This is a genomic window from Natronomonas amylolytica (assembly GCF_037031205.1).
Lineage (GTDB): Archaea > Halobacteriota > Halobacteria > Halobacteriales > Haloarculaceae > Natronomonas > Natronomonas amylolytica.
In genome coordinates, this window is sequence record NZ_JAYEZM010000010.1 from 1 (window position 1) to 12,344 (window position 12,344).

A 12,344-nucleotide genomic window follows, 5' to 3' on the forward strand; every position below is an offset into this window, starting at 1 on the left:
GATACGAAAAACACGGAAATCGGAACAGCGCCGAACGTGTCTTTCGTGAGATAAAACGACGAACTACCAGCTTTTCGAACTGTTTCAGCAACGCCGAAGCAGACACCGCCGACGATTGGCTTCGAGCATTCGCCTTCGCATGGAATCAGCTTATCTGAACACTACCGTCACCGTCGTCGGCACCCGAACGGAGCCGCGCTTCGACGGCCTCGCGGTCGACGGTACCCGACGCCGTCCGAGGTAGCTCGTTGGCGAAGGCGACCGTCCGGGGGAGTTTGTAGCCGGCGAGGCGGTCACGACAGAACTCGCGAATCTCGTCGGCCGAGACGGCGGCGCCGTCCGTGACGACGAGGGCGGCGACGCGTTCGCCCCACTCCTCGTCGGGCAGGCCGACGACCGCACAGTCCTCGACTGCGGGATGGGAGCGGACGGCGTCGGCCACCTCGTTCGGGTCGACGTTCTCGCCGCCGGTGATGATGGTGTCGTCGACGCGGGCGTGGACGTAGAGTTGGCCGTCCTCGTCGCGGTGGCCGAGGTCACCCGTTCGGAGGCCGCCGTTCGTGAAGGCCCCGAACGTCGCCGTCTCGTCAAGATAGCCGGGCGTCACCATCGGCCCCGTAACGACGAGTTCGCCGGTCTCGCCCGAATCGCAGACCGCGCCCGCCTCGTCGACGACGGTCACCTCGGCGAACATCACGGGGTTGCCGACGGTGTCGGGGTTCCGTCGGGCCTGCTCGGGCGTCGCGGTCGCTATCTGGGAGGCGGCTTCGGTCATCCCGTAGGTGGGCGCGACCGGCACGTTCTGCTCCTGTGCGCGTTCCAGCAGGTCGGGCGGACAGGCCGCACCGCCGAGCAGGACGAACCGGAGGTCGACGAGCGGGGCAAGCGCCGCCTCGCCGTCGGCACCGGCATCGAGCAGTCGCTCCAGCATCGTCGGCACCAGCGAGACGGCGGTGGCGTCGGCCGCCTCCATCGCCGCCAGCGTCTCTCGGGGCTCGAAGTCCCGCTGGACGGCTATCGTCGTCCCGTAGAGGGTCGACCGATAGACGGGCGCCAGCCCACCCATGTGGTACATCGGCAGGCAGACGTGCCAGAAGTCGGTATCCCGCAGGCCGAGGCGGAACGCCGAGGCCGTCGCGCTCGCGAGGACGTTACCCATCGTCAGGACGACGCCCTTCGGGTCGCCGGTCGTCCCCGAGGTGAACATGACGACAAGCGGGTTGTCCAGTTCCCACTCGGGCAGGTCGAAGGGTTCGGGTCGGACGCTCGCCACCGACTCGGCGCATCCTTCCGGTTTATCGACCGAGAGGACCGTCGCATCGGTCGCGTCGGTGACCGCCGCCTCCGTGTCTGCCTCGCAGACGACGACTGCCGGATTCACGCGGTCGAAACGTACCGATAGTTCCTTGGCCGAAAGGCGTGCGTTGACCGGCACCAGCACGGCACCGAGACGCTGTGCCGCGTGGGCGAGTTCGACGAACTCCGTCCGGGTTTCGGCACAGACGACGAGCGCGTCGTCGACGCCGACGCCGCGGGCGGCGAGCCGTCCGGCGAGTATCTCGACCCGTTCGTTGAGGTCGGCGTACGTGTCAGCTTCCGCGGCGTCGCCAGCGGCGGCTATCGCCGTCGCGTTCGGCGTCGCGCTCGCCCGGGTCGCCAGCCAGTCACGCATCGTAGCGTAGCCCGTTTCACGAGGGGGGAATATTGCCTTTTCCTTGTGGAACGACGGCCGCTCCCGACCGGATGGGAGCGACGTTCTCCCGGATATCTTCGTCGAGAAACCGTCTCGTTGCCAATCCGCTGGCTCTGACCCCCGGCAAGGCGGCCGCGAGGTGGACCGCGGCGGCGCGGGCGACCGCACCGTCGATGGTCGTGGTGACGACGACATCGAGACCGGCATCGATAGCCCGCCGGCCCGCGTCGGCCGCCCGGTCGACGCCGCCCAGCGCCATCGGTTTTATAACGATGACGTCGGCGGCCGCCGCATCCAGCACCGCGTCGATGCCGTGTTCGTGGAGTCCTTCGTCGAGCGCGATACCGACGGGGCCACCCCGGAGGTCCGTGTGGCCCGACAACTCGTCGGCCGACAGCGGTTGTTCGACGAAGGCCACATCGTGGTCGGCGAAGGCCGACAGCGCGCGCTCGGCGGTCTCGCGGTCCCACGCCCCGTTGGCGTCAGCCCGGAGTTCGACGTCGGGACAGCGCGTTCGGACGGCTTCGAACCGTTCGACATCCTCGGCGAGCGGGCGCGCGCCGACCTTGACTTTCACCGCCGGGAAGCCCTTGTTGACCGCGTCGGCGGCCGCCTCGGCCGTCTCCTTCGGCTCCCCATCCCCGACCGTCGCGTTGACGGGAACTTCCTCGATGCGGGTATTCGCCCCGAGGTGGCGATAGAGGGGTTCGCCGGCCGCCCGAGCGCGCGCATCGAGGACCGCCAGCGAGACGCCGTGGCGGGCAGCAGGGGCGTCCGCGAAGGAGTCGCCGTCGAGTGCAGTCTCGGGGTCGTCGACCTCGCGGAGCGCGGCCTCGCAGTCGTCGAGGGATTCGGTCCATCCCGGGAGCGGCGTCGCCTCGCCGAGGCCGGGCGTACCGTCGAGGTCGAGTCGGACGAGGAAGCCGCGCCGCTCGTCGATGGTGCCGGCGGCGGTATCGAGCGGCGTCGACAGCGACAGGGAGAACGGTTCGGTTCTCATACGAACGCGGGGGCGGCCAGTCCGATGGCGAACAGAAGCGAGTGGGCAAAGAGGAGTTTCCCGGTCTGCTCCAGAGCGGGATTCAGGGCCTCGCCCTCCGTCCTCGTCCAGACGGTGCGACCGATGCGGGCCGCAAGCGGGGCGGTCAAAAGCGGCAGCAGGACGGCGGGGATGTAGCCGTCCGCCCAGAAGACGACGGGTACGACGTAGGCCATGCCGACCAGCGCGGTCCACTCGATGCGGCTGAGCCGATAGCCGAGGATGACCGCGAGCGTCCGTTTCCCCGCGGCCGCGTCGGTCTCCTTGTCCCGAATGTTGTTCACGACGAGGATGGCCGTCGAGAGGCCGGCCGCCGGCAGGGCAGCGACGACGGCCGCGACCGGCACGGTCTCCGGCGGGACGCCGAGCGGCAGCGGGTCGGAGGCGTAGGTGACCGCCTGCACGTAGTAGGTGCCCGCGACGGCGACGAGGCCGAAGAAGACGAAGACGAAGACGTCCCCGAGGCCACGATAGCCGTAGGGGAGCGGCCCGCCCGTGTAGGTGATGCCGGCGACGACGCTGGCGAGGCCGACGACGACGATCGGGAGGCCACCGATGTAGACGAGGTAGACCCCGATGACGATGGCGAGGCCAAAGGTCGCGTACATGGCCGTCTTGACCCGCTGTGGGTCGATGATACCGCCGGCCGTCACGCGGGTGAAGCCCTCGCGGTCCTCGGTGTCGGCGCCGCGAACGGCGTCGTAGTAGTCGTTGGCGAAGTTGGTACCGACCTGTAACAGGAGTGCACCGACCAGCGCGAAGACGGCCGGCAGCGGCGCGAAGACCCCCTCGTGTACGGCCAGTCCGGTACCCACGATGACGGGGGCGGCGCCGGCAGGGAGGGTCTGCGGGCGGGCCGCCATCAGCCACGCCTTCGTCGGTGAGACCGTCTCTGTCATTGGTCGTACTCGGGGCGGGCGCAGTATAATGCCGGTGGTCTCCCTGCCGTTTTATTCGTTCTGCGACCGTCATTCGTCACCATGTTCCACGACCGGACAGCCGCCGCCGAGCAACTCGCGGACGAACTCGTCGACCGGGGTATCGGGGCCGACATCGTCCTCGCGGTCCCCCGGGGCGGCCTCCCGCTGGGCCGCGTCGTCGCCGACAGCCTCAACGCGCCGCTGGATATCGTCGCCGCGAAGAAACTCGGCGCACCGAACAACCCCGAACTCGCTATCGGCGCCGCCGCCAGCGATGGGAGCCTCTATCGCAACGAGTCCATCATCGCCGAACTCGGCGTCGACGAGGCCTACGTCGAGGCGGAAGCCGACCGCGCCGCCGAAACCGCCCGCGAGAAGGAGGCGACCTACCGGACGGGCGATGCGCCGGCCCTCGTCGGCAAGCGGGTCGTCATCGTCGACGATGGGCTGGCGACCGGCGCGACCGCCATCGCCTGCATCCGGAAGGCGAAGGCCGCCGGCGCCGAACGCGTCGTCCTCGCGGTACCCGTCGGAGCGCCGGAGTCCCTCGACGAGGCCGCACGCGAGGCCGACGAGGTCGTCGCCGTCGAAGAGCCCACCCACTTCGGCGCGGTCGGACGGCACTACCGAGATTTCTCACAGGTCACCGACGAGGAGGCGATGGCATATCTCGAGGACTGAACGCCCGGTGGACGACGAGGGCCGAAAGAGCCGCCGCTCTCGGGCGTTGCGTCGAAAGAAGGATATGGGATACGACGGAGAGATGTCGGCTTAGGCGGAGGTCGCCTCGTCGGCGGCGTCCTCGACCTGGCTGGCGACGTCGTCAGCGGCGTCCTGGACCTGCTCGGAGACGTCCTCGACCTGTTCGGTCACGTCTTCGACCTGCTCGGAGACGCTTTCGGCCTGCTCCTCGAACTGCTCGGAGATGGTGTCGAGTTGGTCTTCGACCTGCTCTTGGAAGTCCTCGCCCTGCTCGTCGAGCTGGTCCTGGAGGTCCTGAATCTGTTCTTCGAGCTGTTCGAGGGCGTCGATGGTCTGGTCTTCGAGGTCCTCGTTGGCGTCGAGAATCGCGTCGACCTGCTCGTCGAGCTGGTCGAGGAAGTCCTCGAGGAACTCCTCGACGGAATCGTTGCCGTCACGGAGGTTCTCCTCGAGCGTGTCGAGGGCGTCGGCCTGGCTCTCCTCGAGCGTGTCGAGCTGTTCGTCGATGCTGTCGCGGAGGTCACCGAAGACGTCCTGCTCGGCGGGGACGGCCGACTCGACGGCGTCGAGGTAGCTGTCGACGGTCGTCCGCAGGAGGTCGTTGCCGCGGTCGGAGACGTCGCGGGCGGGCTCGATGGTGTCGAGGAGCGTGGCGTTGACCTGTTTCTGGATGTCGACGCCGCGCTCGACGGCGCTGTGGGTCTGCTCGATGGTGCTGCGCTGCAGCTCGAATACGGTTTCGACGGGGTTGGTGTTCTCGCTCATCGTAATACCAACTAACCCCCCAGAACATATAAATTTGTCTCTGAAAACCATTCAAAACCATTGAGTTACATTGAGCGTCTCAAGAAAGTGGACCAATGGTGGCGGGTGGAGGACACCCCACCCGGGGACAGCGCGACGCGGCGTCGGCGCTGACAGATGTTGCTACGAGGTCCACCTCCGAAGGACTGCGGCCAGCAATTGCCGTCGGGTTTAAGCCACTTTTTGCACGCTCCGGCGGTTCGGCGCGCGAGGCACCGAACTCGCCTCCGCGGCAAAAACGTGGGGAAAATATGCGCGCCTCTTTCCAGCCGCGAGCCGAAGGCTCGCGTTAGTCAGTCGGCGCTACGCTGGCTCGGCCTTCGGCCTCGCCAGCGGGAACCGCCTCGGGGGCGACCTCTGGACGCCCCGGAGGCGGATGCTAGTTGCCACAGTTTAGACAGGCCGTTTCAATCTATACATGGTGTGTCAGTCATTCCATAGGAACGTTCACCGCAGCAGGGGTGAAAACAGCAGCATGCACTCCATAGCACCCTCAGTAATACCAATCGTACTTCTCGAAGTTCGGTTCGCGGTTCTCGTTGAACGCCTGCCGGCCCTCACGGGCCTCGTCGGTCATGTAGCCGAGTCGCGTCGCCTCGCCCGCGAAGACCTGCTGGCCGATGAGGCCGTCAGTGTCCATGTTGAAGGCGTATTTGAGCATCCGAATCGCCATCGGTGACTTCGAGAGGATTTGGTCGGCCCACTCAAGGGCGACTTCCTCCAGTTCCTCGTGGGGAACCGCCTCGTTGGCCATCCCCATATCGACGGCCTCCTCCGCGGAGTAGGTCTTGCCGAGGAAGAACACCTCGCGGGCCTTCTTGTGGCCGACCTGCTGGGCGAGATACGCCGACCCGAAGCCGGCGTCGAAGGAGGCCACGTCGGGGTCTGTCTGAAGGAACTTGGCGTGCTCCTCGGAGGCCAGCGTCATGTCACAGACGACGTGCAGCGAGTGGCCGCCGCCGACGGCCCACCCCGGCACGACGGCGATGACCGGCTTCGGGATGTGGCGAATCAGCCGCTGGACCTCAAGGATGTGCAGGCGCGGCGCGTCCTGCCGTTCCGCATCATTCCCGTCTTCGTCGTCCTCGTACTCGTAGCCCGCGTCGCCGCGAATCCGTTGGTCGCCGCCCGAGCAGAACGCCCAGCCGTCGTCCTTCGGCGAGGGCCCGTTGCCCGTCAGGAGGACACAGCCGATGTCGGTCTGTCGCTTGGCGTGGTCCAGTGCGGTGTAGAGTTCGTCGACCGTCTCCGGCCGGAAGGCGTTGCGCACCTCCGGGCGGTCGAAGGCGATTCGGACCGCGTTCACGTCCGTCCCGCGGTGGTAGGTTATGTCCTCGAAATCGTCCGTAATCGGCTCCCAGCGGTCGGGGTCGAAGAGGTCTGAGACCATACCGAAACCGGGAGCGCCGATAGCAAAAACCCACCCGACTGCGGCCAGTCGTTACGACAACGCCGCGAGGACGCGCTCCTGAAGCGCCGCGCGTTCCTCGTGGCTCCGCTCGCTGTCGGTGACGACCTCGATGACCTGCGTGCCGTCGCTGCCGACCGACTCCGTATACAGGTCCCGAAAGCCCTCGCGGTCCTGCGTGCGCGCGAACTCGATATCGTAGACCTCTGCCGACCCCTCGAAATCCAACCCGTGCGGCGTCCGGAACCACTCCTCGAAGGTGTCGTGGCCCTCGATGGGCAGCAGACGGAAGATGCCACCGCCATCGTTGTTGATACAGACGATGGTCGCATCGACGTCACAGCGTGCGACCGCCAGCAGGCCGTTCATGTCGTGGTAGTACGCGAGGTCACCTAACACGGCCACGAGCGGGTCGTCGGTCCCGGACCCGGCACCGAGCGCCGAGGAGATGATGCCGTCGATACCCGACGCGCCGCGGTTCCCGAGCACCGTCAGGTTCGCCTCGCGCGGCCGGCCGAATCGGTCGAGGTCACGCACGGGCATCGAGTTCGAGACGAAGACGGTCGCCGGGTCCGGCGCCAGTCTGGTGATGTCCGATAAGACAGCGCCCTCCTCGGGTTCGTTGCCCTCGACCAGTTCCCAGTAGTCGGCTTCGGCCTCTTGGAATCGGTCGGCGTAGCCGCCCGCCTCACGGCTCACGGCACTTGCCAACTCCGTCGTCAGCCTCGTTTCGTCGGCGACCACGAGGTCCGTCGCGGTAAAGGTCGCCTCCCGCCAGCCACCGGCCGGGTCGACGACGAACTGCCGGGCGCCCGAATCTCGGAGATAGTGTCGCAGCGGTTTCGATGTCGGCGAGGCACCGAACCGAATGACGACATCGGGCGTCTTCTCGATGGCGTCGATATATGAATCGTAGCCGCCGCAAATCGGCGTCTCGGTCATCCCCAGATGTGCGCCGAATCGCTGCCCCGAAAGCGGGTCGGCGAGCACCGGAAAGCCCGTCTCGCGTGCGAGGCCCAACAGTGCGTCACGGGCCGGCGTCGACCGGTTCGCCGGCCCACAGACGATGAGTCCCGAGGCGGCGTCCTCGATGGCGTCGGCCATCGCTCGTCTATCGCTCTTGGAGAGTCCAGTACGCCCCTGCGTGACGTCGACGAACGGTCCATCGCGCCCCTCGACGGCGAGCGGATGCTCGTCGGCGAACCCATCGGGAACGGTCGCATCTGGAACCGCTTCCGAGAGGTCCGCCGCGCGGGCACCCGGCTCTAACGGCTTCCGGAGCGGGACGTTCAGATGAACAGGTCCGGGGTCGGTGCCGGTCGCCGTCCCGACGGCCCGACAGAGCGTCGTCCGCAGCGAGCGGAGTTTCCGGTCGGCGGCCTCCGGTTCCGGGAGCGTCCGATAGTCGCGGACGGCATCGCCGTAGATATCCTGCTGGTCGATGGTCTGGTTGGCGCCGCTGTCGTGCAGTTCCGGCGGTCGGTCGGCTGTCACCAGCAGCATCGGCACGCGGGCCTGATTGGCCTCGACGACCGCGGGATGGAAGTTCGCCAGCGCGGTGCCGGAGGTACAAATCAGGGGCACCGGGTCGCCGGTCCGTTTGGCCCGCCCGAGCGCGAAGAAGGCCGCCGACCGCTCGTCGAGCAGCGACAGCGTCTCGATGTCGGGGTGTCCGGCGAACGCGACCGTCAGCGGCGTCGACCGGCTTCCGGGTGCCAGTACCGCGGTCTCGACGCCTGCCTTCGCCAGTTCGTCGGCGATGACTCCGGCCCAGAGACCGTTGACGTTCCGGGCCATTATTCCAGTTCGTCCAGTATCGGGCGGTATTTGAGTTGCACCTCGTCCCACTCGCGGTCGGGGTCCGAGTCGGCGACGATGCCGACGCCCGCAAACAGCGTCGCGGTGTCGCCGCGGGCGACCGCCGAGCGGATGGCCACCGAAAACGAGCCGTAGCCGGCAGCGTCGAACCAGCCGACGGGCGCGGCATACCAGCCGCGCTCGAAGGGTTCGGTATCCCGGATGGTTCGGAGGGCCTCGTTCGGCGGCAAACCGCCGACGGCAGGCGTCGGATGCAGCGCCTCCACGAGCGTCAGGACGTGTTCGTCGTCCGCGAGTTCGGCCGTAATCGGCGTCTCGATGTGCTGGACGGTCGCCAGCCGGCGAATCCGGCGCTGGCCGGCCTGAATCGACGAAGCGTAGGGCGCCAACTGGTCGCGGATGGCGTCGGCGACCAGTTCGTGTTCGTGGACGTTCTTGTCGTCGGCCAGCAGTTCCTCGGCGAGCCACTCGTCTTCCTCGGGGGTGTCACCGCGGCCAGTCGTCCCCGCGAGCGCGCCGGTTTCGACCGTCCGGCCCCGAAGGCCAACCAACTGCTCGGGCGTCGCCCCGAAGAAGCCCGAACCCCCGTCCGCAGGTTCGAAAAGGAATCGGAAACAGTCCGGGTACGTCTCGCCGAGTCGGGCCACCACGTCCGGCAGCGAGAGCGGCCGTTCGAGCGTCGTCTCCAGCGCCTGTGCGAGGACGACCTTCCGGAGTTCACCGGCCTCGATGCGGTCGGTCGCGGCGGTGACGCTTTCGCGCCACTCCGACATCGACGTGGTCCGCACCCGGGAACGAACGCCCGGCGGGCCGGTGCGCTCGTCGCTCGTCGGAAGCGAAGTCAGTTCGTCCGCGGCGGTTTCGAGTCGGTCCTCGACGGCTTCGGGGCCGGCGTCGACCGCGTTGACCGTGAGCCACGGTCCGTCGTCGGTGTAGGTGAGCTGGACACGCGGCAGGACGAACTCCGCACCGGGGTAGCCCGCCCACGGGTCGTCGCCGCCGTGTTCGTCGTGAAACGCGAAGCCGCCGAAAAAGCGAGGGCGGGCCGCCAGCGCCCCGGCGTGAACGTCGCCGACGGCGAACAGCTCCGACGCCGACTCCCGGACCGCCCGAAAGCGGTCGGGGCCGTCGGCGGTTATCGTCGCCGCGGTTCCGCTGCCGACGACCGTCGCCTCGTCGGGGGCCGCCCAGAAGGTTCGGGGGGCCTCGGCCGCCGAAAGCGCCGCCTTCGGCTGTGGCGCCGCGGGAAGTCGCATCGACCGACTGACGAGCCCCGCCGAGGACGGGGCGGCCTCCTCGCTCCGCAACGGTTCCATTACCACCCTCTTGGGACCCCACCGTTTTAGGTTACCCGTTCAGCGACGGACCCGCCAGAAAGGACAGCTTACAGCTTCGACTCGGCGTCGTCGGCCAGTTCCTGCATCCGCTTGCCGATGCGGCCGGCGTCCGAGAACTCGTCTTCGCTCATCACGTTCGCCAGGGCGTTCCCGAGGACGAAGACGGCGTGTTTGTGCTCGCTTTTGGACTTGTGGACGTCGTCAGGCGTCACGTCGAGGCCCTGGTAGGCGTCGAATATCGAGTTATCGACGCTGTCCATGTCATCGAAGTGCTCCATGATCGACACCATCTTGGCGTGCAGTTCCAAAAGCTCGTCTTTGTGCATATTCGTGGGTACTGGAAGACGGCGTTTAACGCTTTCGCGGGAACGCGGCACACACCGCCACACGAACCGACCTCGTCAGGACGGGCGACAGCACAGTCGCTATGGGACCGACAAGCCGGAAAAACGGGTCAGAAGACGTACTCGTCGTCGTGGCCCATCATACCGTCTTCTTCGAGACCGGGGTCTTCGTCCTCCATCGGACCGCTCGTCTTGTAGGCGCGAAGGCCGGTCGAGAGTAACTCTTCGATTGCTTCCTCCCGGTTTACGAATTCGCCCTTCTCTACGAGCTGGGCGATCTGCATCTCCAAGTGCTCCGGGATGGTCAGGTGTACCTTCGGCATCGGAACGTTGCAAGCTTCGGGGATGGGGTATTTAAGATTGACGGGCTTTTTTTGCGCCGGACAAATTCAACCCGCGGTGACGAAAACTATCTTTTGTGAACAGTTCACCGACGTTATCCGAGCGGATACGTTTGTCACCGAACGATAGGCCTACCTGTTTTCGACGCGAATCGCGACCATGAAGGACGTTACGGACCTCCACCGGGAGTTCGACGGCAAGCGCCTCCCGCCCGGCCAGCGGGAGACCAGCCGCTTTCCCGTCCTCTCGAAGGGCGAGACGCCCTCGATACCGAACGACTGGACCTTCGACGTCTGGGGCGCCGTCGACGAGGAACTCACCCTCTCCTTCGAGCAGTTCAAAGACCTCCCGACGGAGAGCCAGAATCAGGACTTCCACTGTGTGACCGGCTGGTCCCGCTTCGACTGCCGGTTCCGCGGCGTCTCCTTTCCCACCCTCGCGGAACGCGCCGGCGTGACCGACGACGCCGTCCACATCATGTTCCACGCCCACGACGGCTACACCACCAATCTCCCCCTCGCAGACTGCATGCGCGAGGAGGTCCTCTTCACGTGGGCCCTCGACGGCGACCCGCTGCCCGCCGAACACGGCGGCCCCCTTCGGGTCGTCGTCCCCCACAAGTACGCTTATAAGGGCGCCAAATGGGTCTCCGGCGTCGAGTTCCTCACCGAACCCGAACGCGGCTACTGGGAGAAACGAGGGTATTCGAATACCGCGAATCCGTGGGAAGAGGAGCGCTACGCCTGAAACTTTTTGCATGGCGCCCTGCGGGCGCCGGCAAAAACTTTCATGAAAAAGACACGGCGGCCCTCCCTACGGTCGGGCCTTGGTCCCGCGCTCCCTTCGGTCGCGCGGGGAACCGCTTCGAGCGGGTTCTTCGAACCCGCCCTCGCGGATGCTACTTCTGTTGATTTTCAAATCGAGTTACGTTGCCTGGCTTCTGACCAACCGACGCTCCGCTTGCCCCCACGCTTTTCGTCGCGCCGGGTCGATTTCACGTATGACCGATGACGAACCGGACGCCGCTATCGCCGTCGTCGGGTCGTACAACCACGACATGTCGGTGACGGTACCCGACCTTCCGGTTCCGGGCGAGACAGTGATGGGAGAAAAGTTCGAGCAAAACGCCGGTGGGAAGGGCTCGAATCAGGCCATCGCAGCCGCACGAGGTGGCGGCGACGTCTCTTTTATAGGGTCGGTCGGCGACGACCGCTTCGGCGAGGCCGCACGGGAGTTGTGGGCCGAGGAGGACATCGACGCCGCGGGCGTGCTGACCGGCGACGCTCCGACCGGTGCGGCGCTCATCCACGTCGAGGAGAGCGGCGAGAACGCCATCGCCGTCGCACCGGGTTCGAACCACGAACTCAGCGGCGCCTCCGTCCGTGAAAAGCAGGCAGTAATCGAGGACGCGGACGTGCTGGTCACCCAACTCGAAACACCCATCGAGTCCGTGCAAGCCGCCGCCACGGTCGGCGAGGCAGCCGGCACGGAGTTCATCCTCGACCCCGCGCCCGCGCAGGAACTGCCCGACGAACTCGTAGCCGCCGTCGACGTGGCGACGCCGAACGAAAGCGAGGTGCGGGTGCTGGCCGGCCACGACCCGGACGCCGATGTCGAGGAGGCAGAGACCGCCAGAACCGTGCTTGACCGCGGCCCCGAGGCCGTCGTCGTGACACTCGGCGCCGACGGCGCGCTCGTGGTTACCGACGACCAGACGGTCGCAGTCCCGCCCATTGCGGTCGACGTGGTCGATACGACCGGCGCGGGTGATGCCTTCAACGGCGCCTTCGCGGTCGCTCGCGGCGAGGGAGCCGACCTCGTCGCGGCGGCCGAGCGAGGGGTCGCCGCGGGCGCGGCCGCCTGCACCGAACGCGGCGCCGTCCCGTCGCTTCCCTCACGTTCGACTATCGACTCGTATCTCGACGACTGAAAAGGGA

General features: G+C 66.9%; 12 protein-coding genes and 1 pseudogene. 4 read left to right on the plus strand and 9 right to left on the minus strand.

Annotated elements, in window-relative coordinates; translation table 11 throughout:
- Positions 1-158 (plus strand): annotated as a pseudogene (locus tag U5914_RS13820) (IS6 family transposase); the annotation flags it as partial.
- Here the strand turns inward: U5914_RS13820 and menE are convergent.
- The 3 genes from menE to U5914_RS13835 are packed head-to-tail and all read right to left on the minus strand — an operon-like array spanning position 146 to position 3,631.
- The gene (gene menE, locus U5914_RS13825) at positions 146-1,672 is read right to left on the minus strand and encodes an o-succinylbenzoate--CoA ligase (protein WP_336136337.1); all 1,527 of its coding nucleotides are present in this window, start codon (positions 1,670-1,672) and stop codon (positions 146-148) included. The pseudogene U5914_RS13820 and the gene menE sit on opposite strands and share 13 nt — an antisense overlap.
- Before the next feature lie 16 nt (positions 1,673-1,688).
- A complete protein-coding gene (locus U5914_RS13830; RefSeq protein WP_336136338.1) occupies positions 1,689-2,693 on the minus strand; it encodes a mandelate racemase/muconate lactonizing enzyme family protein in 1,005 nt (334 codons plus the stop codon).
- Positions 2,690-3,631, minus strand: coding sequence for a 1,4-dihydroxy-2-naphthoate polyprenyltransferase (locus U5914_RS13835; RefSeq protein WP_336136339.1), 942 nt, complete (start codon positions 3,629-3,631; stop codon positions 2,690-2,692). Before U5914_RS13835 ends, U5914_RS13830 begins: the two co-directional genes overlap by 4 nt.
- Positions 3,632-3,712: 81 nt before the next feature.
- On the opposite strand from U5914_RS13835, the gene U5914_RS13840 reads away from it, so the two are divergent.
- Positions 3,713-4,333: a phosphoribosyltransferase gene (locus U5914_RS13840; protein WP_336136340.1), complete on the plus strand. Its 621-nt coding sequence runs from the start codon at positions 3,713-3,715 to the stop codon at positions 4,331-4,333.
- Positions 4,334-4,423: 90 nt separating this feature from the next.
- Here U5914_RS13840 and U5914_RS13845 read toward each other — a convergent pair whose 3' ends face one another.
- The 6 genes from U5914_RS13845 to U5914_RS13870 all read right to left on the minus strand — a co-directional run bounded on the left by U5914_RS13845 (position 4,424) and on the right by U5914_RS13870 (position 10,388).
- On the minus strand, positions 4,424-5,119 hold the full coding sequence (locus U5914_RS13845; protein ID WP_336136341.1) for a hypothetical protein: 696 nt from the start codon (positions 5,117-5,119) through the stop codon (positions 4,424-4,426).
- A gap of 532 nt (positions 5,120-5,651) precedes the next feature.
- Positions 5,652-6,548 carry a 1,4-dihydroxy-2-naphthoyl-CoA synthase gene (locus U5914_RS13850; protein WP_336136342.1) on the minus strand — a complete coding sequence of 299 codons (897 nt, stop codon included), beginning with the start codon at positions 6,546-6,548 and terminating at the stop codon, positions 5,652-5,654.
- A 51-nt stretch (positions 6,549-6,599) separates the two neighbouring features.
- Entirely contained in the window at positions 6,600-8,366 is a 1,767-nt protein-coding gene (gene menD, locus U5914_RS13855) for a 2-succinyl-5-enolpyruvyl-6-hydroxy-3-cyclohexene-1-carboxylic-acid synthase (RefSeq protein WP_336136473.1), read from the minus strand.
- A complete protein-coding gene (locus U5914_RS13860; protein WP_336136343.1) occupies positions 8,363-9,700 on the minus strand; it encodes an isochorismate synthase in 1,338 nt (445 codons plus the stop codon). Before U5914_RS13860 ends, menD begins: the two co-directional genes overlap by 4 nt.
- A gap of 68 nt (positions 9,701-9,768) precedes the next feature.
- A complete protein-coding gene (locus U5914_RS13865) occupies positions 9,769-10,047 on the minus strand; it encodes a UPF0058 family protein (protein ID WP_336136344.1) in 279 nt (92 codons plus the stop codon).
- Between the two features lie 128 nt (positions 10,048-10,175).
- Positions 10,176-10,388 carry a ribbon-helix-helix domain-containing protein gene (locus U5914_RS13870; RefSeq protein WP_178289226.1) on the minus strand — a complete coding sequence of 71 codons (213 nt, stop codon included), beginning with the start codon at positions 10,386-10,388 and terminating at the stop codon, positions 10,176-10,178.
- Positions 10,389-10,566: 178 nt separating this feature from the next.
- On the opposite strand from U5914_RS13870, the gene U5914_RS13875 reads away from it, so the two are divergent.
- Complete coding sequence (locus U5914_RS13875) at positions 10,567-11,154, plus strand: sulfite oxidase-like oxidoreductase (protein ID WP_336136345.1); 588 nt, start codon at positions 10,567-10,569, stop codon at positions 11,152-11,154.
- 253 nt (positions 11,155-11,407) lie between these two features.
- A complete protein-coding gene (gene rbsK / locus U5914_RS13880; protein ID WP_336136346.1) occupies positions 11,408-12,337 on the plus strand; it encodes a ribokinase in 930 nt (309 codons plus the stop codon).
- Positions 12,338-12,344: the final 7 nt, after the last annotated feature.